Source organism: Celeribacter neptunius (genome assembly GCF_900113955.1).
Classification (GTDB): Bacteria; Pseudomonadota; Alphaproteobacteria; order Rhodobacterales; family Rhodobacteraceae; genus Celeribacter; species Celeribacter neptunius.
The window spans coordinates 252,115-274,003 of the sequence record NZ_FORH01000003.1 but is presented as its reverse complement, the minus strand read 5'-3'; the positions used below and the strand labels follow the sequence as shown (position 1 = coordinate 274,003).

Here is a 21,889-nt window from a genome sequence, read left to right as displayed (position 1 = left end):
TCCTTTGCGTTAATGAATTGTAATCGAAGCATCTTCCCGAATATTTTTCACTTTCGATGCAATCATCCCGTTTGGGTGCATTTCCCGAGAGACTTTCGAATTTCTTATTGTCTCCTCCGGGCTAGCATCCCTGTACCAACAGAAGCGGAGGAAGAAATGCGCATCGGTATCCCTAAGGAAATTAAGAACAATGAGTTTCGTGTCGGGCTGACCCCCGAGAGCGTTGCGGAGCTGGTTGCGTCCGGCCATTCCGTGGTGGTCGAGAGCGGTGCGGGGCTCGGCATCGGAGCCGAGGATGCCGCCTATGAAGCAGAAGGTGCGGAGATCCTCGCGACGGCAGAAGCGGTGTTCGAGGCCGCGGAGATGATCGTCAAGGTCAAGGAACCGCAACCCGAGGAACGGGCCCGTCTGCGTCCGGATCATCTGCTCTTCACCTATTTGCATCTGGCGCCCGATCCGGCTCAGACCGAGGATCTGGTCAAGAGCGGTGCGACCTGTATCGCCTATGAGACCGTGACCGATGCGGCCGGTGGCTTGCCGCTTCTGAAACCGATGAGTCAGGTGGCCGGACGCCTTTCGATCCAGGCTGGTGCCACCGCTTTGGAAAAGGCCCATGGCGGGCGCGGTGTGCTCCTGGGCGGTGTGCCCGGTGTGGCGCCGGCAAAGGTCGTGGTGATCGGTGGCGGTGTCGTCGGCTTCAACGCCGCGCGCATGGCCGTGGGGCTGGGGGCCGATGTCACCATTCTTGACCGCTCCCTGCCGACGCTCGAACGGCTCGAACTGCACTACGGGTCTTCCGCCCGCTGTCTCTACGCGACCCAGGCGGGGCTGGCGAAAGAGGTGGCCGAGGCCGATCTGGTGATCGGTGCGGTGCTGGTCCCCGGGGCGGCGGCGCCGAAACTCGTCACCCGCGACATGCTCTCGACCATGCAGCCGGGTGCGGTGCTCGTCGATGTGGCGATCGATCAGGGCGGCTGTTTCGAAACCTCGCATGCCACCACGCACGCCGAACCGACCTATGAGGTCGACGGTATCGTGCATTATTGCGTTGCCAATATGCCCGGCGCGGTGGCGCGCACCTCGACCTATGCGCTCAATGCCGCAACCCTGCCATTTGCCAAGGCATTGGCCGACAAGGGCTGGAAACAGGCGCTGAAAGACGACGCGCATCTGCGGGCCGGTCTGAATGTCTGGGACGGCAAGATTACCAATGTGGCCGTTGGCGCGGCGCTCGGGCTGGATGCCATCTCGCCGGAAGAGGCGCTGGGCTGAGGCGAGCCCATATCTGCAAAGCCAAACGACCGGGCAATGCCCCGGTCGTTTTCTTTTGGGGTGAAGGAGAGTTCAGCGCTGAGCCGTCTGCCAATTCGGCGCGATCCAGGGCTGGGCATTTTCACGTGCCAGCGGCGCCCTGCCGAGGATATGGTCGGCGGCCTTTTCGCCCGTCATGATCGAGGGGCCGTTGAGGTTGCCATTGGTGATCTGCGGGAAGATCGAACTGTCGGCGACACGCAAGCCCTCGATGCCGATCACCCGGCATTCCGGATCGACCACGGCCATCGGATCGTCTTTCTCCCCCATGCGACAGGTGCCGCAGGGGTGAAAGGCGCTTTCGGCATGCTCGCGGATGAAACCATCGAGCTCTTCGTCCGATTGCATGGCCGCGCCGGGCTGGATTTCCTTGCCGCGATAAGGGGCGAAGGCCTCCTGGGCGAAAATCTCACGGGTGAGCCGGATGCAGGCGCGGAAATCTTCCCAATCGCTGTCTTGCGACATGTAGTTGAAGAAGATCTTCGGCGCTTCGGAGGGATCGGCGGATCTGAGCGTCACCGCGCCGCGGGATTTTGACCGCATCGGTCCGACATGGGCCTGAAACCCGTGGCCCTCGGCGGCGGCCTGACCGTCGTAGCGCACGGCGATGGGCAGGAAGTGATATTGGATATCGGGATATTCAATACCGGGTTTCGAGCGGATGAACGCGGCGCTTTCGAACTGGTTCGAGGCACCGACACCCTTTTTGGTGAAAAGCCATTGCGCGCCGACGAAGGCCTTGCCGACAAGGTTCCAATATTTGAACAGCGACACCGGCTGGGTCGCGGCCTGTTGGATGTAGAGCTCGAGATGGTCTTGCAGGTTCTGCCCGACCCCCGGACGGTCTGCCACGACCGCGATGCCGTGGTCTTTGAGATGCGCCGCGTCGCCGATGCCAGAGAGCATCAGGAGTTTCGGCGAGTTGATCGAGGAGGCGGAGAGGATGACTTCGCGACTGGCGGAAATCACCTCGATTTGCCCTTTGCGTTCGATCTCGACGCCTTTCGCCTGACCGTCTTCGATCACCACCTTGCGGGCAAGGCCGCGGATCAGGGTGACATTGCCGGTCGCCAGCGCCGGTTTCAGATAGGCCTTGTAGGCCGACCAGCGTTCGCCCTTGTGGATCGTCGCATCATAAGGGCCGAAACCCTCTTGTTGTTCGCCATTGTAATCGTCGGTGGTGGGATAGCCCGCCTGCGCCCCGGCCTCGACAAAGGCCTTGACCAGCGGGTTGTCGCGTTTGCCGCGCGAGATATGTAGCGGGCCGTTTTTGCCGCGCCAATCCGGGTCACCACCATGACCGCCGCAGTCCCAGCTTTCCATGCGCTTGTAATAGGGCAGCACATCGGCATAGGCCCAGCCGCGTGCCCCCATTTCTTCCCATGTGTCGAAGTCGCGGGCATGACCGCGCACATAGACCATGCCGTTGATCGAAGAGGAGCCGCCCAGGACCTTGCCGCGCGGGGTCACCAGACGCCGCCCGCCAAGCCCCGGTTCCGGTTCGCTCATATAGCCCCAGTCATAGCGCTTCATGTTCATCGGATAGGACAGCGCGCCGGGCATCTGGATCAGCGGGCCCGCGTCGGTGCCGCCATGTTCGATGACGATGACGGTCTTGCCGGCCTCGGCGAGGCGATAGGCGATGGCGCAGCCGGCGGAGCCAGCGCCGACGATGACATATTCGGCTTGCATGGAAACTTCCTTCGATCTGCGTCAGAACGGTGCTTCGGTATCGTTCATACCGACGTAGACGGTTTTGATCTGGCTATAATGGTCAATCGCGGCCTTGGAATTTTCGCGCCCGACGCCCGACAGCTTCGAGCCGCCAAAAGGCGCCTCCACGGGGGTCAGGTTATAGGCGTTGATGTAGCACGTGCCCGCCTCGAAGCCTGCGGCAACGCGATGCGCGCGGGTCAGGTCCTTGGTGAAGACACCGGCGGCGAGACCGAATTCCGTGGCATTGGCGCGTTTGAGCCCCTCTTCCTCGGTCGTGAAGCGGAGCACCGACATCACCGGGCCGAAAATCTCTTTGCGGGCGATGGACATCTCGTCCTCGACATCGGCAAACAGCGTCGGTTCGAGATAGAAGCCGTCGCCCTCGATCAATTTGCCGCCTTTGACCAGACGCGCGCCTTCGCTCACGCCCTTCTCGATGTAGCCCATGACGATCTCGCGCTGACGGGCGGAGACCATCGGGCCGATGGTTGTGGCCTCATCCATCGGATCGCCGATCACCGCGCCGTCCATGCGTTCGGCGACACGGGCGACGAAATCATCATAAAGCCCGTCCTGCACAAACACCCGCGTGCCGTTGGAGCAGATCTGCCCGGTCGAGTAGAAATTTCCATTGATCGCGGCCGAGACGGCGTTTTCCAGATCGGCATCGTCGAACACCACGATCGGGGATTTGCCGCCCAATTCCATCGTCACGTGACGAATGCCCTCGGCGGCGGCGGCATAGACCTTGCGGCCCGTGGGCACGGAGCCGGTGAGCGAGACCTTGTCGACACGGCTGTCCGTGACCAGCGCGGCGCCGACATTGCCATAGCCCTGCACGACGTTGAAAAGCCCGGCGGGGGCACCCGCGTCCATCAGGATCTCGGCCAGTTGCAGCGCGGTGAGCGGGGTCATTTCCGAGGGTTTGAACACCATCGCATTGCCACAGGCCAGAGCCGGCGCGGCTTTCCAGCTGGCGATCTGGATCGGGTAGTTCCAGGCGCCGATGCCGACGCAGACGCCCAGAGCCTCGCGGCGGGTATAGACGAAATCGCCACCCGCCACCGGGATATGCTCGCCGGTGAGTGTGCCGGCCAGCCCGCCGAAATACTCGAGCGCATCGGCGCCCGAGGCGGCATCGGCCACGAGCGTCTCCGACATCGGTTTGCCGGTGTCATGGGTCTCGATCACCGACAGATCGTGGTTGCGGTCCCGCATGATCTCGGCGGCTTTGCGCAACACCCGGCCCCGTTCGGTGCCGGACAGTTTGGCCCAGTCGACCTGCGCCGCTTTCGCCGAGGCGAGCGCCCGGTCGATGATTGCGGGCGTGGCGGAATGCAGCGTCGCGATCACCTCGCCGGTATGCGGGTAGATCACTTCGATCACATCGCCTGCCGTGTCCTCGACATAGGCGCCATTGATGAAATGGCTGGCTTTCGGCTGGAAGGTCTGGGTCATTTCTTGGTCTCGTTCAATTCAGTCACCGGGAGGGAAGCGCTTGGCGTCTTCAAGGACGTTCAGGTCCATGTGGTTGCGCATGTAGCGTTCGGAGGCATCGCGCAGCGGCTGGTAATCCCAGGGGTAATAGCCACCCTTGCGCAAAGCGTCGTAGACAACCCAACGGCGGGCCTGGCTTTTGCGGACATCGGCATCGTATTTCTCAAGATCCCAATAGCCCTCGGCTTCGGCCCGGAGCGCCTTGTGGGCCTCGGCGTGGTCCGGATCATCGGCGAGGTTGTGTTGCTCCTGCGGGTCGGCCTCGAGATCGAAAAGCTGATCGGGGTCGAGGGCACAGAGGTTGAGCTTGTACCTGCCGCGGCGCAGCGAGACGAGCGGCGCTTCCGAGGCCTCGGCGGCATATTCGATGCGCACCGGCGAGAGGCGCTCGCCGCCCTTGGCCAGCCCGACGAGGCTCTCGCCGTCGGTCCAGGGCATGACCTCTTCCATATCGACGCCGACCAGCTCGCAGAGCGTCGGGCAGACATCGATGGTGGACACGGGCGTTTCTTCGAGCCGTGGTTCCAGACCCGGGGCAGAGATCATCAGCGGCACCCGCGCCGAGCCCTCAAAGAAACTCATTTTGAACCACAGGCCCTTTTCGCCGAGCATGTCGCCGTGATCGGAGACGAAGAAGATGATGGCTTCCTGCTGTGTATCTTCGAGCACCTGCAGGATCTGGCCGATCTTGTCGTCGAGATAGGAGATATTGGCGAAATAGGCCCGGCGGGCCTTGTTGATGTCGGTCTCGGTGATCTCGAAATTGCGCCAGTCATTGGCGTTGAAGATGCGCTGCGAATGCGGGTCGTGATCCTCGAAGGCCAGGGCGGGCTCGATGGGCGCGAGATGGTCGCAATCCGCGTAGAGATCCCAATAACGTTTGCGCGCCACGTATGGGTCGTGCGGATGGGTGAAGCTGGCGGTCAGGCACCAGGGGCGATCGGCATTGCCGCTGCGCGCCGCGTCATAGATCCATTGCTGCGCCTGAAAGGCGACGTCGTCGTCATATTCGAGCTGGTTGGTGATCTCGGCCGTGCCCGCCTGGGTGACCGAGCCCAAGTTGTGATACCACCAGTCGATGCGCTCGCCCGGTTTGCGATAATCCGGGGTCCAGCCGAAATCGGCCGGGTAGATATCGGTGGTGAGGCGCTCCTCGAACCCGTGCAGCTGATCGGGGCCGACGAAGTGCATCTTGCCCGAGAGCGCGGTGCGATAGCCCGCCCGGCGTAGATGGTGCGCGAAAGTCGGGATGTCGGAACCGAACTCGGCGGCATTGTCATAGACGCCGGTGCCGGAGGGCAATTGCCCGGACATGAAGGCGGCCCGTCCCGGCGCGCAGAGCGGCGAGCCGGTATAGGCATTGGCGAAACGCACCGAGCGTGCGGCCAGTTTGCGCAGGTTCGGCACATGCAGCCAGTCGGCGGGGCCATCCGGAAACAGGGTGCCGTTCAACTGGTCCACCATCAAAATGAGGATATTGGGTTGGGTCATTTTTGCGGGCTCGCGAGTGGGGTGATGGGATCGGGATCGCGTTTGGTGAGCGAGATGTCGTCGTTCTCCTGCGCTTCGCTGCATTCGGCGGCGATGGCGTGCAACACGTGATGGGCGCCTTCGGAGCCGTCGATCACGCCGACGGCCTCGTCTGTGCTGTGCAGCGCCTTGGCGTCGAGCGCGTAGCGCAGATAGAGCCCGTCGATCAGGCCGGCGATGCGGCGGGCGACATCGGGGGCGCGGTTCTGGATCTTCGGACGCAGCGCATTGACCAGGTTGGAATGCAGGCGGCGTTGGTAGAGATAGAGCAGGCGGCGCGCCGGGGCCGAACGCAGGGCGAGCGCGTAGAAATTGACCCAGGCCGAGATCGCCTCGCGCCGGAAGCTGGCCATGCCGAAACTGGCGTGCACGATCGCTTGGAGCCGCTCGTCGGGGGTGGCCTTGCCCTTGAGTGCGACACGGACATCGGCGCCATATTCGGTCAGGATCGCGCGCATGGCCGCCAGGAACAGGCCCTCCTTGTCGTGGAAATAGTGAAAGGCGAGGGCGGGAGAGACCCCTGCGCGCTTGGCGATCTGGCTTGTGGTCACGTCGAGAGAACCGGTTGCCCCGATCTCGCGAATCGTCGCCGCAATCAGCTCCGCGCGCCGCTCTTCTTCTGATTTCCGTGACTTACCCGCCATTTAGCCGGGGTCTCCTTCAAATGCTTGCTTTTCCGAGATAGGTCATTATTAATTGACTCGTCAATCAATAACTAAAATATCAACTCAGGGAAACCACATGAAGATCGCACTCTCCTCCTCCGTTATCGCTCTTTGTGCCACAGCGGCTTTTGCCGATTGTTCCGAAGTGTCCTTTTCCGATGTCGGCTGGACCGACATCACCACGACGACGACCATCGCGAAGCAGCTTCTCGAGCCGCTCGGCTATGATGTGAACGTCTCTGTTCTGTCCGTGCCGGTGACCTTTGCGTCGCTGTCGGGTGGCGACACCGATATTTTCCTCGGCAACTGGATGCCGGCCCAGAGCGGCGCGGTGACCCCCTATCTCGAAGACGGGTCGATCGAATCCGTGCATGAGAACCTTCAGGGCACCGTCTACACGCTCGCCGTGCCGGCCTATACCTATGAGAAAGGTCTCAAGGATTTCGCCGATATCGCCAAATTCGCCGACGCGCTGGACGAGACGATCTACGGGATCGAGCCCGGCAACGAAGGCAATGACTACCTGATCGGTCTGACCGAGGCGAACACCCATGGTCTGGGCGAGTTCAAGGTCAAGGAAAGCTCCGAACAGGGCATGCTGAGCCAGGTGCGCCGTGCCTATGACAAGAACGAAGACGTGGTCTTCCTCGGCTGGGCGCCGCATCCGATGAATGTCGAGTTCGACCTCAAATACCTCACCGGTGGCGAAGAGTTCTTTGGCGGTGTGGGTGTCGTGAACACCCTGACCCGCAAAGGCTTTGTCGAAGACTGCCCGAATGTCGGCAAGCTGCTCGACAATCTCGACTTCACCGTTGGCATGGAAAGCGAAATCATGGGGGCCATCCTCACCGATGGCGAAGATGCCGATGACGCGGTGAAAGCCTATGTCACGGCGCATCCGGATCTCCTCGCCGGCTGGCTCGAGGGCGTGACCACGCTCGACGGTGGCGAGGCGCTTGCCGCGGTGAAAGCCTCCTACGGTCTCTGATCACTTCACATCTGCTTCGGCCCCGCTTCGGCGGGGTCGTTTGCTTTGACCGATTTCAAAGAACGAAGGAGCAGGCCGTGGATTGGCTGACAGATCACAAACTGCCGGTTGGCGAATTTGCCAGTGCGGTATTCGACTGGATACGTGACAATGCCGAGGGCGCGCTGGACGGGCTCTCTGTGGCGATGGAGAGCCTGATCGAGGGAATCTTGTGGGTGCTGCAAACGCCGCCGCCCTTGGTGATCATCCTGGCATTTGTTGCCCTGACCTGGCTGTTTCAACGCAGTTGGAAGACCTGTCTTCTGGTGGCGCTCGGCTTTGTCTTCATCCTCAATCAGGACTATTGGGAGGAAACGACCGAGAGCCTCACGCTCGTTCTGTCGGCCTGTGTCGTCTGTATGGCGATCGGTGTGCCCATCGGTATCGCCGCCGCGCATCGACCGCGGTTCTATGCGGCGCTGCGCCCGGTGCTCGATCTGATGCAGACCCTGCCGACCTTCGTCTATCTGATCCCGGCCATCGTGTTTTTCGGCATCGGCATGGTGCCGGGGCTGATCGCCACGGTGATCTTCGTGCTGCCGGCGCCGATCCGGCTGACCCAGCTGGGGATTGCCTCGACGCCCGAACGCCTGACCGAGGCGGTGCGGGCCTTTGGCGGCACCAATCGCGATGTGCTCTTGAAGGCCGAGCTGCCTTACGCGCTGCCGCAGATCAAGGCCGGTCTCAATCAGACCATCATGCTGGCGCTCTCGATGGTCGTGGTCGCGGCGCTCGTCGGTGCCGACGGGCTCGGCGTGCCGGTGGTGCGCGCGCTCAATCAGGTGAACACCTCGCTCGGGTTTGAAAGCGGGCTGGTGATCGTGGTCGTGGCGATCATCCTCGACCGGATGCTCAACAAGGGGGATCACCAATGACGACATCGGCTCAGACCGCCGTCAGGATCGACAATGTGTCCATCGTGTTCGGCAGTGATCCGGAGAACGCCCTGCCGCTGATGGATCAGGGGCTCGATCGGGCCACGGTCCAAGAGAAATGCGACCAGGTCCTGGGGGTGCACGATTGCAATCTCGACATCCATGAGGGTGAAATTCTCGTCCTCATGGGCCTGTCGGGGTCCGGAAAATCGACACTTCTGCGCGGCATCAACGGGCTCAACCCGGTGGTGCGCGGCGCAGTGCATGTGCGCGATGGCGACAGGCTGGTGAATGTCACCGATGCGCCCGCCGCCGATCTGCGGCGCATCCGCCGCGAACGCCTCGCCATGGTGTTCCAGCAATTCGGGCTGCTGCCCTGGCGCAGCGTCGCCGAGAATGTCGGGCTCGGGCTCGAACTCGGCGGCATGGACAAGAAAGCGCGGCGCGAGAAAGTGCTCGCGCAGCTCGATCTTGTCGGACTGTCGAACTGGGCCGACAACAAGGTCAGTGAGCTCTCGGGCGGCATGCAGCAGCGGGTCGGTCTGGCCCGGGCCTTTGCCACAGATGCGCCGATCCTGTTGATGGACGAGCCGTTTTCGGCGCTCGATCCGCTCATTCGCACCAAGCTTCAAGACGAGCTTCTGGAACTTCAGGCCCAACTCAAGCGCACGATCATCTTCGTGTCGCATGATCTCGATGAGGCCTTCAAGCTCGGCAATCGCATCGCCATCATGGAAGGCGGGCGGATCGTGCAATGCGGCACGCCCAACGAAATCGCCAGCAATCCGGCCGATGACTATGTCGCGGAATTCGTGGCGCATTCCAACCCGCTGACCTTCCTGCGGGCCAAGGATGTGATGATCGACGGCGGTGCCGAGACCGCATTCGAGGTGGATGAAGAGACGCCGGTGGCCGAGTTCGCCGGCAAACTTTCGGAACAGGATCGGCCCGTGGCCGTGCTCCGAGACGGGCTGAGGGTCGGGATGATTACCCCGAAATCCCTGTTGGATTCGCTGCTGCGCTGAAGCCACCCTGGTTTCCGACTGCTTTGCGACAGGCCTCGCCCATTCGGGCGGGGTCTTTTCTTTGCGCTAAGATCCGTCGCGATTAAAAACGCAAGCGTCATATGCATTCGGGAAACACAATATAAAGTGTGACAGGTCGCGGGCATCTTTCTAACCTAGCGACGGGAGGCCTTGTGTGCGGCAGGGCGTCCTTCTGCGCCGTGCAGATACGAATTTGGAGGATCTATTGACCATGATGAAAGCAATCGGACGCCTGGTGGCTTTTTCGGTGCCGGCCCTGATGGGCGGGTTGGCCGTTGTCTATGCGGGCAATTTTGCCAAGCTGCCGGAACCTTCCTCCATGGCGAAGAATCCCTCACCCGTGCGGGTCATCACCGTGGCGCCGCTGCCGATCGTGCCGCGGGTCAATGGCTTTGGTTCGGTCGAGCCGGTGCGGGAATGGCGGGCGGTGTCGCGCATCGCCGGCGAGGTGATCGAGATGGCGACGCCCCTGGCCCCCGGCGATATCATCGCCGAAGGCACGGTGTTGTTCCGGATCGACGACAGCGATCTCAAGCTCGATCTCGCGAACATAGATGCGCAGCTTTCGGCTTCGGCGATCAAGGATGATACGGTGCGGTCCAGTCTCGAGCTGGCGAAATCCGATCTTGAGCTGGCCCGGGCCGATCTCACCCGCCAGGAACAGTTGAACAGTCAGGGCGTGACCGCACAATCCGCGCTCGATACCGCACGACGGCAAGAGTTGACGGCGCGCACCAAGGTGACGGAGCTGGAAAGCCAGATCACCTTGAACGGTGCCGAGCGCGAGGTGCTCGCGACCCAGCGCGCCGCCGTCATCCGCAACCTGGGATTTGCCGAAATCCGCGCGCCTTATGATCTGCGGGTGCGCGAGCTCAACGCCGATATGGGACAATTCGTCGGGTCCGGTCAGACACTGCTGTCTGGCGAAGGGATCGAGGCGGTGGACATTGCCGCGCAATTCCCGATCGGGAAGATCGGGCCGCTGTTGCGGCTGATGGGGGACGGGGCGACGGTGTTCGATCTCGCGGCTGAGGTAAGCCTGCCGGCGCCGGGCCATTCGGTCACCTGGTCGGCCAGGGTCGAACGGGTCGGTGAAGCCATCGATGCCCAGACACAAAGCGCGCCGGTGGTGGTCCGTGTGACCGATCCGCTGTCCCAGAGCGCGGCAGGTGAGCGTCCGCCGCTGCGCCGCAACATGTTTGTCGAAGTGGAACTTTCCGCCCCCGAACAAAACGCGCTGGTGGTGCCAACTGAGGCGGTGCGCAGCGGCACGGCGCTGGTGGTGTCCGAAGAGGGCACTTTGCAAAAACGTGCGGTGGAGACGAGCTTTGTCGCCGGCGATGTCGCGGTGGTGAGCAAAGGGCTCAAGAAAGGCGACAAGCTGGTGATCACCGATCCGTCGATTGCCGTGCCGGGCATGGCGGTGAAACCGGTCGAGGATGAGGCCCGCAAGGGTGAGATCACCGCCGCGGCCCTCGGTCAGGCACCGGCACCCGTCAAGACCGGCGGCGGTGCTGGAGGCGGCGGTGGTGGCGCCGGCAAGGCGCAGGAGGGCTCGGAATGATCGGGCTGTTCGCCGGGCATCGCACGGCTGCCAATATCCTGATGCTGGCGCTGTTGGGATTGGGGTTGATGGCCCTGCCGATGTTGCAGCGCGACACTTTTCCGCTCACACCGCCCTCAGAGGTCTCGGTGCGGATCGCCTATCCGGGCGCGGCCTCTTCTGAGGTCGAGCGCGGCATTTGCACGGTTGCCGAAATTCCGCTGATGAAGGTCGAGAACCTCGCGGAACTGACCTGTGTGGCGCGCGAAAACGCCGCCCAGATCAGTGCCGAGATCATCGAAGGCGCCGACATGACGCGGTTCTACAACGATGTCAAAGACGCGGTGGACGGTGTCTCGACCTTCCCGGACAAGGCCGACGATCCGGTGACCCAGATCGTCGAGCGGGTGGCCTCGGTCTCCTCCGTCGCGGTGACCGGACCGGATGACCCGGCCGTACTTTTTGCCTATGCGCAACAGCTGGCGGAACGGCTGCGTGCCGATCCGGGGATTTCGCAGGTCGATGTCAATGGCTTCTCGGATCGTGAGATCGCCGTCGAATTCGATCAGGCCAGCCTGCAACGCTTCGGGCTGAAGATCTCCGACATCGGCGCGGGGCTCTCCCGTCAGAGCCTCGACATGCCCGCCGGCACGCTCGAAGGTGCGGCGGGTGACAGTTCGATCCGCTTTCTGGGCGAGAAACGTACACCCGCCGAACTGGCGCTCATTCCGATTGCCGAAAGTGCTGCCGGCGGAGAGGTGCGTCTGGGCGACGTGGCCAGCATTCGCGCGGGGTTCGACGACCCGTCGCAGGCGACGTATTTTGGCGGTCAGCGCGCCGCCATCGTCGCCGTGTCAAAGACCGCGTCGCAGGACGCGCTCAAGGTCAAAGCGGCGCTGGATCGCCAGATTGCAGAGGCCCAGGCCGAGGCGCCGGGCAATATCACCCTGACGATTTCGCAGGATTCCACCTCCAACATCCGCGACCGGCTGCGCATCATCAGCGACAATGGCATTCAGGGTCTGGTGCTGGTTCTGGTGGTGATGTGGCTGTTCTTCGGGCTGCGCCTGTCGTTCTGGGTGGCGATGGGGCTGCCGGTCTCGTTCCTCGGCGCCATCTTCGTGATGCAGCTTCTGGGCTACACGATCAACATGATGACCATGGTGGCGCTTCTGGTCGCCATCGGCTTGTTGATGGACGACGCCATCGTGATCTCGGAAAACATCGTGCGCCGCAGACAGGCCGGTGAAAGCCCGAGAGAGGCGGCGATCAATGGCGTGAAACAGGTCGGACCGGGAGTCTTGGCCTCGTTTCTCACCACCGCCATGGTGATCGGGCCGCTGGGCTATCTGACCGGCAACATTGGCGCGATCCTGAAATACATTCCCATCGTGCTCTTGATCACCCTCACGGTCAGCCTGATTGAGGCCTTCCTGATCCTGCCCTCGCATATGATGCATTCTTTGGGCGGTGAGACGCGGCCGGGACGGGTCAATCGCGCGGTCAACGCTGTCTTCGATGGATTCCGCGACAAGGTGGTGGTGCCGCTGGCCGAACTGTCCCTGCGTTTTCGTTACCTGACGCTCGGTCTTGCGGTGTTGTTTGTCGGGCTTTCCATCGCGCCTTATACTGGCGGGTTCATCAAATATCAGAGTTTCCCGAGCCTTGAGAGCGACACGGTGGAGGCGCGACTTTTGCTGGCCGAGGGCTCGCCGCTCGCGCGCACCGAGCAACGGGTGGCCAAGGTCGTCAAAGCGCTCGAACAGATGGACGCGGACTGGACCCCGGATCAGCCGGAGGGTCAGCCCTTGGTCAAGAGCTACACGATTACTTACGGCTTCAATGCCGATGCGCCGAACAGCGGTCCCAATATGGCCACGGTCAGCGCGGCACTTTTGCCGGCGGGCGTGCGCACGACCGAGGTGACCGATATCGTTGATCGCTGGAAAAAGCTCACCGGGCCGATGCCGGACATGGCGTCGATGCGCTTTACCGACAAGGAGCGCGGTGCCGGTGGCAAGCCGATCGATCTGCGTCTCGTTGGCAATGATCTCGACGAATTGGCGATCACGGCGCGGGAATTGCGGCGCTTCTTCCGCGATTTTGACGGGGTGCGCGATGTCAGTTTCGATCTGCGCCCCGGCAAGCCCGAGATCGTGTTGCGGATGCGTCCGGGCACGGCGGCGCTCTTGGGGGTGACGCCACAGGCGCTGGCCGGTGAGTTGCGCGCGGCGTTTCGTGGCGACTCTGCTGTGTCCTTTGCCGATCCTTACGGTCAGATCGATGTCGTGGCGCGGCTGTCGGCCAGCGATCGCGCGTCTCTGAGCGATGTTCTCTCGCTCGAGGTGCCAGGCGCCAATGGCACGCTGATCCCGCTCTCGACCGTGGCCGAGGTGACCGAGACGCGCGGCTACAACACCATCACCCATGTGAACGGTCAGCGTGCGGTCTCAGTTCAGGGCTCGATCAATCCGGCTGTCGCCAATGCGCGTGAGCTGATGCAGGCGATGAAGGCGGATTACCTCCCAGAGCTGGCGCAAAAGCGCCCCGGCGTGACGGTGCAGATCTTGGGTGAGGCCGAGGATACCGCGACCACCGGTGCCTCGCTCAGCCGCAATATGCTCGCCGGTGTGATCGGGGTCTATTTCCTGCTGGCCTTCTACATGAGCAGTTTCATCCGGCCTTTTGCGGTGATCGCGGCGATCCCGCTGAGCCTGATCGGGGTGATGTGGGGGCATATGGCCTTGGGGCTGGCGATCTCTCTGCCGAGCCTTGTCGGCCTGGCGACCCTGGTCGGCATCGTGGTCAATAACGCGATCCTTCTGGATGCTTTCATCGCGGAGCGGCGCGGCGCCGGGGCGGGAATGATCGAGGCGGGCCGAGAGGCCGTGCGCGACCGGTTCCGGGCGATCTTTCTGACCTCTCTGACCACGGTGGTGGGGCTGGGTCCGCTTCTGTTCGAACAGAGCACGCAGGCGCAATTCCTGCGGCCTATTGTGGCCAGTCTCGCCTTCGGTCTGACGGCGGCGACCTTCCTCGCGCTGTTCGTGACACCGGCCTTTCTGGCGGTGCTCGAAGATCTGGGGCTCAAGCTCTCAAAGGCTCCAGAGGACCCCGAGCGCGGGCTTTCGACGGAGAGCTAAGTCGGCAGATCAGGAAAGTGCGGCGGTGATGTGGTAAGCGGCAAAGCTTGCCACATAGGCCAGGGCGAACATGTAGCCGACGGCGATCCACATCCAACGCGCGCTGCCGGTTTCGCGCCGGATGACGGCGAGGGTCGAGAGGCATTGCGGTGCGAAGATGTACCAGACGATGAGCGAAACGCCGGTGGCGAGGCTCCATTGCGCGGCGAGCGCGTGTCCCAGAGCCGCCTCACCGCCGGAGACGGCATAGACGGTGGAGAGCCCGGCCACGGCCACTTCGCGTGCGGCCATGCCGGGGATGAGCGCGACGCAGATTTCCCAAGTGAAGCCAATGGGCGCCAGAAGCGGCTGCAACAGGTGGCCGAGCATGGCGGCGAAACTGTAGTTGATCGCCGGTTCGGTGGCGCCGGCAGGCGGGTAGGGGAAGGTCGAGAGGACCCAGACCACGATGCTCGCCGTGAAGATGATCGTGCCAGCGCGGCGCAGAAAGGCGTAAGCGCGCTGCCAAAGGCCGAGGGCGACGCCGCGCAGCTGGGGCAATTTGTAATCCGGGAGGTCGAGCATCAGGGGCGCCGGGATCTCGTTGCGGCGAAACAGCATGCGGCTGATGAAGGCCACGAGGAGGGCGCTGATGACGCCGGCGGCAAACAGCGCGAACATCACCAGACCTTGCAGCCCGATGCCCGGGCCGATGTGACGCGCCGGCACGAAGGCGCCGATCAGCAGCGTATAGACCGGAATGCGCGCGGAACAGGTCATCAGGGGCGCGATCAGGATGGTGGTCAGCCGGTCGCGCTCGTCATCGATGACGCGGGCCGACATGATGCCGGGAATGGCGCAGGCAAAGCTCGACAAGAGCGGGATGAACGCGCGGCCATGCAGACCGGCATGCCCCATGATCCGGTCCATCAGAAAGGCGGCGCGGGCCATGTAGCCGAGATCCTCGAGGATCAGGATGAAGGCAAACAGGATCAGGATCTGCGGCAGGAAGACGACGACGCTGCCGACGCCGGCAATCGCACCGTCCACCACGAGGCTCTCCAATATGCCGTCGGGCAGGAGCTGAGACACGGTCGCGGCAAGCGCCTCGATCAGGGCCGAAATCGCATCCATCACCGGGGCTGCCCCGGCAAACACCGCCTGAAACATGGCGAACATGATCAGCAAGAGGATGATCGGTCCGGCGACGGGGTTGAGCAGCAGCGCGTCGACCCGTTCCGACAGGCTCCGATGATGGGCCGGGGTGGTCACGGCATGGGCGATGATCCGGTCGGCTTCGCGCAGGTTCCGGCGCAGATCGGCGGCGCTGGGTGAGGTCCAGTCCGAGGCGCTGCGCTCTGGCAGGCCGGCCTCGATCAGTCGGTCAAATTCCTGCCAAAGCGCATCGGTGCCGCCCCGGCGCACGGCGGTGGAGGCGACGACGGGAATCCCCAGTTCCTCCGAGAGCCGGTCGAGATCGATCTCGATGCCGCGATGGCGCGCAATGTCGATCATGTTCACGACCAGCAGAAGCGGAAGGCCGCAGGCGCCGAGCTCCTTGGCCAGTCTGAGCCCGGGGCGCAGATGAGTGGCATCGGCGACGATCATCAGGAGATCGATCGGATCGGCATCCTGGCGCGTGCCCAAGACGATGTCGCGGGTCACCACCTCGTCGGGGCTGCGGGCGCGCAAACTGTAGGTGCCAGGCAGGTCGGTGATCTGCAGCGTATTCATGCCGGGGGTTTGAGCCTGCCCGATCTTGCGGGTCACGGTGACGCCGGAATAATTCCCAACTCGCTGATTGGCGCCGGTCAAAGCATTGAAAAGAGACGTCTTGCCACAGTTGGGGGCGCCGATGAGCGCAATCCGGGTGGGGCGCGCGGGGGTCTCTGTTGAGACATCTGGCATCAGATACTCATTCCGTCAGGATGGCCATGGCATCGCGTCGGCGCATCGCCACGGTTGCCGTTCCGACGCGCACCGCGATCGGGTCACGACCAAAGGGGCCTTCGTGAATCACCGAGACATCGACCCCTTCGATAAAGCCCATTTCGATCAGACGGCGTTCCATTTCTTCCGGGGCGAGCCGTCCGGTGCCCGGGAGCGGCAGCAGGCAGCGCACTCGACCGCAATAGCCCTTGCGTGCTTCGCCAAGCGAAACGGGGTGGTCGATACTGTCCAGTTGTCTGAGTTCCACAGGGTCACCTCTCAGGCTCAATTTCCTGACAATTTCGTTTGGGTTTGTCAATGGCGCTTTAATCCAGATCAAATTTGATTGATTTCTGGCCGCGCGAAAGCTGAGGCTCGGCAGCGGCATGCGCGCCGAACCACAGGGGTGGCGCGGACTGGCCGGAGGTGGAAAAGATCGGAAGGGGTGTGCGCTCCGCATTGCATGCGGTGCTTCTGGCAAGGCCATATTCCTGCGACTTGTGACAGGTCGCGATCTACTGCGCCCGGTCGGTGCGGCCGAAAGCGGCATGATTTACAGGGGCTTTACAGGGTCATGGCGCGCGGGCTCGGCTCAAGCGCCGTCGGTCCGCGCGCAGAGGTTCCCGGGATCAGTCGTCTTCGAAATAGCCGCGTTCGGCGCCACGGTGGCAGGCGGAACAATTCGACATCGAGCCGGCGCGCTCCAGCATCCGGGTGGAGACCTCGCGCTTGTGCTCGCGGTTGAACCACGGCAGGTCGGTGATCCGCAGCGGCGTTTCATCGGCCGGGGCGGCACGGAAGCGGCGGCCATTGGCGTCGCCTGCGGCGCTCACCAGATAGGCTTCGATCTCGGCGCGGGCCTCTTCACCGAGCGAGGCATCCTCGCCAAAGTGATCGTCGAGCGTGTTCATGATCTCGGACCAGGACCGTGCCGGCAAGAGGCTCGGCGGATAGGCCATGTGACAGGCCGAACATTCCTCCTGGGTCAGAGGGTGCTGAACTGGGCGGATATAGTCGTCTTCGGCAAACGCAGGCATGGCAAGCGTCGCGAGCACAAGCGGGGTGAGAAATCTACGCATAGGGGTCTCCTTCAGAGGCTCGAGAGCCAGGCAATGAGGTCGGCTTTTTCAAGGGCGGTGCAGTCGCGCCCGAGCACGCTGTTGCAATTGCGGCCGAACCATTTCTCGACCTTGGCGGTCTCGGTGAAGCGTTCCGGATTGGCGCCGGGCGCGAGCGGTTCGATCACCTTGCCGGTGCGAGCCTGGCCTTTGGCGCGCGGGTCCATGGTGTGACAGGTGGTGCAAGACGGCGTGTCGGGTTTGCCGCCCGTATGCTGGCCGGTGAACAAGGCCTGGCCGCGCGCGAGATCGGCGCTGGCGCCGGCCTCGGCCTCATAGGCAGAGAGAAGCTGGTCGGGGCTGGTATCCTGCGCCAGCACGGGGGCGGCGAGGACCGTCAGGGCTGCGGCGGCCATCGCGGCCTTGAGGCTCGGGATCGGTGATGTCATGGCTGTGTCTCCTTTGGAAGGGTGATGGCAAACGGGCTCATGCGCCCGGTTTCGGCGTCCTGATGGCAGGCGGCGCAATTCGAGGCGCTGCCCACCGGTTGCGTGGTGAACAAGGTCTCCGGCAGATCGGCATGGAGCCTCTGCCAGGCCGGGCGCGCGGTGATCGCCAGCGCATCCTCGGGGCCACGGGCAAAGAGCCGCGCCGGTTTGGTGTCGACCGTTTCGGCGGCATGGGTGGTGAGCCAGGCGGTGATTTCGGCCACATCGTCAGTGCCAAGCGAGGCATCCTCGCCGAAATGATCGTCGAGCGTGCGCATGATCGCGTGCCAGTTTGCGGCGGGCAGAAGCGCGGGATGATAGGCCATGTGACAGGCGCCGCATTCCTCGGTCACGAGCTCGGGCATTGTGGCGGTGGGCAGCCCGGGGACGGGACGACCCGAGAGCGTGGCATTGGCCACGGCCAGCCCACCGCCGGCAAGCGCAATCAGCGTGAGCGCGATCAGGCCCCGGGCTCGCACCGGAGCGTGTCGAACATCTCCGCTCCGGCTCGGTTTTCGGCCCGTGACCATCGATCGCGTCAGGTTCTCACGTGAGCGCCAGCTTTCGAACGCCACCCCGCCCAGATGCAGGGCGATGAGGGCGGCAAGAATCAGGGCGAGGATCTCGTGCGCTTCGCGCAGCGCGAAGCCGGTGTCGGTCCCGAGATCCGGTGCCAGCGGTCCGACACGCAACACCCCGCCCAAGGTGCCCAATCCGCTCAGCGCCAGCGACAGGATCAGCGCCAGAACGGCAAAGACCATCAGCGCCCCCAACGGGTTATGCCCGAGATGACGATGCGTGCCGCCGCGCGACTGGGTCCGCAAATGATCGATCACGGCACGCGGGCTCGGGGCAAAATCGGCGAAGCGGGCATGGCGGGAGCCGAGTAGCCCCCAGACGATCCGGGCCAGTACCAAAGCCCCGGCCATGAGCCCGCCGATGATATGAAGTTGCAGCCAGGTGGCATTGGCAAAGAATCCGGTCAGCGCCGCCGTGGCCACGGTCATCACGAGTCCCCAATGGAACAGCCGGACCCAGATGTCCCAGACCTTGACGGTTGTCTCCGCGTCGCCCGGTTGTGTCTCGTTATTCTCTGTCTTGTTCCGTGCCATGGGGGCCTCGTTGATCTGCCCCGTCTTCATGGCATGATGCGGCTGACGCCAATCTGACCCCGCCCGTCAGCGAAATATCAGGCAAGCGTTTCAGCCATGAGATGTCAGAGGAGATTCAGCTTGTACGATGAGCGGCAGGCAGGGTCAGACGCGCTTCCAGCCCGCCGTCAGAGGTGGCGCCAAGCACCAGCGTGCCCCCCAGCGCCTCGGCGATATCGGTGGCGATGGTGAGGCCGAGCCCTGTGCCTCTTGTGTCTTCGCGGGCACCGCGCTGCATCAGCGCGGCGATTTGATCCTCAGGAATCCCCGGACCGTCATCGGCGATCCGGATCTCGATCTGACCCGGCTGCGTGGCGTCCTGCGCTTCTGCCGAGATCAACACGCGACGTTTGGCGTGACGGGCTGCGTTTTCGATCAGGGTGCCCAGCGCTTCGGACAGATCGGCGGGATCTGCGGCGACATTGAGCCCGTCGGGTATGGCGACATCCCATTGCCGGAGGCCGCCCTCATGGGTGCGTGTGATCACCCGCAGCAACCCGGCAACCACCAGCGCGACATCGGCGTGCGCGTCGCGCCCCTGATGGGCGATGCGGGCCCGGGTCAACTCCCGGTCGACATGGCGGCGCATATTGCCGACGATCTCCTCGATATGTTCCGCCGCTTCGGTGCGCCCGGTCTCTCGCAATCTCTGGGCCTCGCCGAACAGCGCCTGCAACGGTGTTTTGAGCCCATGCGCCAGATCGCCGGCGCGCATCCTGGCGCGGACCACATCGGCTTCGCGGGCCGTGAGCAGGGCGTCCACCTCGGTGGCCAGCGGGCGCACCTCGGTCGGGAAATCCTCGCCCAGCCGCTCGGCCGTGCCGGAGCGCACGGCGGCAACCCGCGAGCCGATTTCACGCAGCGGCCGCAGCCCGACCGCGATCTGGACCCAGCCAGCGAGGTTGAGCACGAGGATCAGCAGGATCGCATAGGGAATCAGGTCGAACAGGAAGGCATTGCGCGCCTCGGCCAATGCGGCGCGGTCCATCGCCACCGCGACCCGGGTGCGGGCGCCGCCAAGCCGCGCCGGCAGGGTCACGCTGCGTTCGGCAACCAGAAGGGTCTGCCCCTCGGGGCCGTCGAGCGTATGAATATGCTCCGCGCCATCCGCCAGCTCATCGACCGGCAGAGGGATTGTCGCATCCCACAAAGACCGTGAGCGCAGCACGGTCTCGCCTTCGGAGACCTGCCAATAGAGACCGCCATAGGGGCGGGTGAACCGCGGATCGGTCGGGATCGTCGTCAGCGCCACCTCGCCGGTCTCGCCGAGATCCAGACCGGCGATCACCTGATCGAGCTGGACGGTGAGCGCGTCCGTGGCCTGGCGTTCGACATGGGCGGTGAACAAGGTCGTTAGCCCGAGCAGAGCCGCCGCGATCGCAATCGAGATCGCCACTGCCCCTGCGAGTACGAGCCGGAGGCGCAGCGACGAGCCTCTCATCTGCGGTCCCCGGTTGCGTCCTCAGCGGTTTCGAGGAAATAGCCAAAGCCGCGACGGGTGCCGATGATCCCGGTGCCGAGCTTGCGTCTCAGCCGGGCGATCAGCGCCTCGAGCGCATTGGCTTCGCGCGCATCATCGTCGCCGTATAGATGTTCAATGAGCTCGGTGGGCGAAACCACCCGGTCGCGATGCAGCACGAGATAGGCCAGCAGCCGGTATTCGAGCGCCGTGGCCGCAATTGGCACGCCCCGGACCGAGACCGTCATGCGATTGGCATCCAGACTCAATTCCCCGACGCTCTGTAGCGCGCTCGCCCGCCCGGCGGAGCGCCGGACCAGCGCCCGCGCCCGGGCCACCAGCTCTTCCATCCGGAAAGGTTTCGGTAGGTAGTCATCGGCCCCGGCGTCGATCCCCTCGACCCGTTCGGTCCAGGCGCCGCGCGCGGTCAGCACCAGAACCGGCATGTCCCGGCCATTGGCGCGCCAGCGTTTGAGGATGGTCAGCCCGTCGAGCCGTGGCAGGCCGAGATCGAGAATGATCAGGTCGTAATCTTCGGTGTCGCCGAGGAACCAGGCCTCTTCGCCATCGCCGCAGGTCTCGGTGTGAAACCCGGCCGCCGTCAGCGCGGCACAGAGATCTGCGGCAATGCGCAGATCATCCTCGACCACCAGAGCTCGCATCAGTCGTCATCCTCATGATCATCAGTATACCGCTCGCTGCGGTGTTTTTTCCTGCCATCGTCATCGCTGTCCTCCTCGGACAGAATGTCGCCGGTCTCTGCGTCCACCTCCACTTCGATCAGGCGACCGCTGTCGGAGATCAGTGTGATTTCATAGAGTATAGCACCGTGTTCGCGTTCGATCTCTGCATCAATCAGACGCGCGTCAAATTGTGCTTCGAGCTCGGGCAGGATGCGGGCCAGCGAAATGATGTCGCCCCGGGCGAAAGCCTCGCGGGCAAAGTCGTGATCCTCATCCGCAAAGGCGGGCGTGGCGAGGCAGAAAGCCGAGATAAGGCAAGAGGCGAAGCAGGAAGGAAGGGATCTGATCATGACACCTTTCTGTACCATCGGGTCTGACGCGTCGCTGACAGCCTGGGCACATTCGAACTGAATGACAAGATCGCTCTCATCATGCGTTCGCTATGGAGGACATGGCGCGGAAGTCAGAGCCGGGTCCCATCGTGTCTGGTCCCGCAAGACTGTCCGGTGCCCGCAAAACATCGCGCCACTGATCTACAGAGGCGATGACACCGGAACGGGGGCACTGCGCTTTGTGTCCGACCGATGAGGCGGACGAAAGGGGGCGAACTGAAGGGGAATGGTAGCGGAGGAGGGACTTGAACCCCCGACACGCGGATTATGATTCCGCTGCTCTAACCAACTGAGCTACTCCGCCGAAGTGCCGCGTAGGTAGACTGCCGGGCGCAGGGGGTCAAGAGGGAAATGACAGGAAATTTCCAAGAATTTTGACCACGAGCGCAGGAGCCGC

At 63.5% G+C, this 21,889-nt stretch carries 18 protein-coding genes and 1 tRNA gene; 6 read left to right on the top strand and 13 right to left on the bottom strand.

The window, feature by feature from the left end; translation table 11 throughout:
• Nucleotides 1–156 precede the first annotated feature (156 nt).
• Entirely contained in the window at nucleotides 157–1,272 is a 1,116-nt protein-coding gene (gene ald, locus BM151_RS10085; RefSeq protein WP_090060558.1) for an alanine dehydrogenase, read from the top strand.
• A 72-nt stretch (nucleotides 1,273–1,344) separates the two neighbouring features.
• Here the strand turns inward: ald and betA are convergent, their stop codons facing one another.
• The 4 genes from betA to betI are packed head-to-tail and all read right to left on the bottom strand — an operon-like array spanning nucleotide 1,345 to nucleotide 6,698.
• Complete coding sequence (gene betA, locus BM151_RS10080; RefSeq protein ID WP_090060556.1) at nucleotides 1,345–3,003, bottom strand: choline dehydrogenase; 1,659 nt, start codon at nucleotides 3,001–3,003, stop codon at nucleotides 1,345–1,347.
• A 21-nt stretch (nucleotides 3,004–3,024) separates the two neighbouring features.
• On the bottom strand, nucleotides 3,025–4,485 hold the full coding sequence (betB, locus tag BM151_RS10075) for a betaine-aldehyde dehydrogenase (RefSeq protein ID WP_090060554.1): 1,461 nt from the start codon (nucleotides 4,483–4,485) through the stop codon (nucleotides 3,025–3,027).
• 18 nt (nucleotides 4,486–4,503) lie between these two features.
• Nucleotides 4,504–6,015 carry a choline-sulfatase gene (betC, locus tag BM151_RS10070; protein WP_090060552.1) on the bottom strand — a complete coding sequence of 504 codons (1,512 nt, stop codon included), beginning with the start codon at nucleotides 6,013–6,015 and terminating at the stop codon, nucleotides 4,504–4,506.
• Nucleotides 6,012–6,698: a transcriptional regulator BetI gene (betI, locus tag BM151_RS10065; protein ID WP_090060550.1), complete on the bottom strand. Its 687-nt coding sequence runs from the start codon at nucleotides 6,696–6,698 to the stop codon at nucleotides 6,012–6,014. The genes betC and betI overlap by 4 nt, the downstream gene beginning before the upstream one ends.
• A 97-nt stretch (nucleotides 6,699–6,795) precedes the next feature.
• On the opposite strand from betI, the gene choX reads away from it, so the two are divergent.
• From choX to BM151_RS10040, 5 genes are all read left to right on the top strand, one after another.
• The gene (gene choX / locus BM151_RS10060; RefSeq protein ID WP_090060548.1) at nucleotides 6,796–7,707 is read left to right on the top strand and encodes a choline ABC transporter substrate-binding protein; all 912 of its coding nucleotides are present in this window, start codon (nucleotides 6,796–6,798) and stop codon (nucleotides 7,705–7,707) included.
• 77 nt (nucleotides 7,708–7,784) lie between these two features.
• On the top strand, nucleotides 7,785–8,621 hold the full coding sequence (gene choW / locus BM151_RS10055) for a choline ABC transporter permease subunit (RefSeq protein WP_090060546.1): 837 nt from the start codon (nucleotides 7,785–7,787) through the stop codon (nucleotides 8,619–8,621).
• On the top strand, nucleotides 8,618–9,646 hold the full coding sequence (gene choV / locus BM151_RS10050) for a choline ABC transporter ATP-binding protein (RefSeq protein ID WP_090060544.1): 1,029 nt from the start codon (nucleotides 8,618–8,620) through the stop codon (nucleotides 9,644–9,646). The genes choW and choV overlap by 4 nt, the downstream gene beginning before the upstream one ends.
• A 232-nt stretch (nucleotides 9,647–9,878) precedes the next feature.
• The gene (locus BM151_RS10045) at nucleotides 9,879–11,231 is read left to right on the top strand and encodes an efflux RND transporter periplasmic adaptor subunit (RefSeq protein WP_090060541.1); all 1,353 of its coding nucleotides are present in this window, start codon (nucleotides 9,879–9,881) and stop codon (nucleotides 11,229–11,231) included.
• Nucleotides 11,228–14,353: an efflux RND transporter permease subunit gene (locus BM151_RS10040; protein WP_090060539.1), complete on the top strand. Its 3,126-nt coding sequence runs from the start codon at nucleotides 11,228–11,230 to the stop codon at nucleotides 14,351–14,353. The genes BM151_RS10045 and BM151_RS10040 overlap by 4 nt, the downstream gene beginning before the upstream one ends.
• Nucleotides 14,354–14,362: 9 nt before the next feature.
• Here BM151_RS10040 and feoB read toward each other — a convergent pair whose 3' ends face one another.
• The 9 genes from feoB to BM151_RS09995 all read right to left on the bottom strand — a co-directional run bounded on the left by feoB (nucleotide 14,363) and on the right by BM151_RS09995 (nucleotide 21,796).
• Entirely contained in the window at nucleotides 14,363–16,240 is a 1,878-nt protein-coding gene (feoB, locus tag BM151_RS10035) for a ferrous iron transporter B (RefSeq protein ID WP_090060537.1), read from the bottom strand.
• Nucleotides 16,241–16,247: 7 nt separating this feature from the next.
• Nucleotides 16,248–16,529 (bottom strand): FeoA family protein, encoded by a 282-nt coding sequence (locus BM151_RS10030; protein WP_245781169.1) that lies wholly within the window; start codon nucleotides 16,527–16,529, stop codon nucleotides 16,248–16,250.
• Nucleotides 16,530–16,890: 361 nt separating this feature from the next.
• Entirely contained in the window at nucleotides 16,891–17,340 is a 450-nt protein-coding gene (locus BM151_RS10025; protein WP_090060533.1) for a diheme cytochrome c, read from the bottom strand.
• 11 nt (nucleotides 17,341–17,351) lie between these two features.
• Nucleotides 17,352–17,768, bottom strand: a complete 417-nt coding sequence (locus BM151_RS10020; RefSeq protein ID WP_090060530.1) for a DUF1924 domain-containing protein — start codon at nucleotides 17,766–17,768, stop codon at nucleotides 17,352–17,354.
• The gene (locus BM151_RS10015; RefSeq protein WP_090060763.1) at nucleotides 17,765–18,919 is read right to left on the bottom strand and encodes a cytochrome b/b6 domain-containing protein; all 1,155 of its coding nucleotides are present in this window, start codon (nucleotides 18,917–18,919) and stop codon (nucleotides 17,765–17,767) included. Before BM151_RS10015 ends, BM151_RS10020 begins: the two co-directional genes overlap by 4 nt.
• A gap of 115 nt (nucleotides 18,920–19,034) precedes the next feature.
• Nucleotides 19,035–20,399: a sensor histidine kinase gene (locus BM151_RS10010; protein WP_090060528.1), complete on the bottom strand. Its 1,365-nt coding sequence runs from the start codon at nucleotides 20,397–20,399 to the stop codon at nucleotides 19,035–19,037.
• Nucleotides 20,396–21,079, bottom strand: coding sequence for a response regulator transcription factor (locus BM151_RS10005; RefSeq protein ID WP_090060526.1), 684 nt, complete (start codon nucleotides 21,077–21,079; stop codon nucleotides 20,396–20,398). Before BM151_RS10005 ends, BM151_RS10010 begins: the two co-directional genes overlap by 4 nt.
• Complete coding sequence (locus BM151_RS10000; protein ID WP_177213089.1) at nucleotides 21,079–21,450, bottom strand: PepSY domain-containing protein; 372 nt, start codon at nucleotides 21,448–21,450, stop codon at nucleotides 21,079–21,081. The genes BM151_RS10005 and BM151_RS10000 overlap by 1 nt, the downstream gene beginning before the upstream one ends.
• 269 nt (nucleotides 21,451–21,719) lie before the next feature.
• Nucleotides 21,720–21,796, bottom strand: a tRNA-Met gene (locus tag BM151_RS09995).
• Between the last annotated feature and the right edge of the window lie 93 nt (nucleotides 21,797–21,889).

Bases quoted from the DNA above. Each gene is read 5' to 3' on its own strand.
- betC (WP_090060552.1), bottom strand. From the start codon at position 6,015: ATGACCCAACCCAATATCCTCATTTTGATGGTGGACCAGTTGAACGGC.
- BM151_RS10020 (WP_090060530.1), bottom strand. From the start codon at position 17,768: ATGACATCACCGATCCCGAGCCTCAAGGCCGCGATGGCCGCCGCAGCC.
- ald (WP_090060558.1), top strand. From the start codon at position 157: ATGCGCATCGGTATCCCTAAGGAAATTAAGAACAATGAGTTTCGTGTC.
- choV (WP_090060544.1), top strand. From the start codon at position 8,618: ATGACGACATCGGCTCAGACCGCCGTCAGGATCGACAATGTGTCCATC.
- choX (WP_090060548.1), top strand. From the start codon at position 6,796: ATGAAGATCGCACTCTCCTCCTCCGTTATCGCTCTTTGTGCCACAGCG.
- BM151_RS10040 (WP_090060539.1), top strand. From the start codon at position 11,228: ATGATCGGGCTGTTCGCCGGGCATCGCACGGCTGCCAATATCCTGATG.
- betI (WP_090060550.1), bottom strand. From the start codon at position 6,698: ATGGCGGGTAAGTCACGGAAATCAGAAGAAGAGCGGCGCGCGGAGCTG.
- betA (WP_090060556.1), bottom strand. From the start codon at position 3,003: ATGCAAGCCGAATATGTCATCGTCGGCGCTGGCTCCGCCGGCTGCGCC.
- BM151_RS10005 (WP_090060526.1), bottom strand. From the start codon at position 21,079: ATGCGAGCTCTGGTGGTCGAGGATGATCTGCGCATTGCCGCAGATCTC.
- betB (WP_090060554.1), bottom strand. From the start codon at position 4,485: ATGACCCAGACCTTCCAGCCGAAAGCCAGCCATTTCATCAATGGCGCC.
- BM151_RS10045 (WP_090060541.1), top strand. From the start codon at position 9,879: ATGATGAAAGCAATCGGACGCCTGGTGGCTTTTTCGGTGCCGGCCCTG.
- BM151_RS10025 (WP_090060533.1), bottom strand. From the start codon at position 17,340: ATGCGTAGATTTCTCACCCCGCTTGTGCTCGCGACGCTTGCCATGCCT.
- BM151_RS10010 (WP_090060528.1), bottom strand. From the start codon at position 20,399: ATGAGAGGCTCGTCGCTGCGCCTCCGGCTCGTACTCGCAGGGGCAGTG.
- feoB (WP_090060537.1), bottom strand. From the start codon at position 16,240: ATGCCAGATGTCTCAACAGAGACCCCCGCGCGCCCCACCCGGATTGCG.
- BM151_RS10000 (WP_177213089.1), bottom strand. From the start codon at position 21,450: ATGATCAGATCCCTTCCTTCCTGCTTCGCCTCTTGCCTTATCTCGGCT.
- BM151_RS10015 (WP_090060763.1), bottom strand. From the start codon at position 18,919: ATGGCACGGAACAAGACAGAGAATAACGAGACACAACCGGGCGACGCG.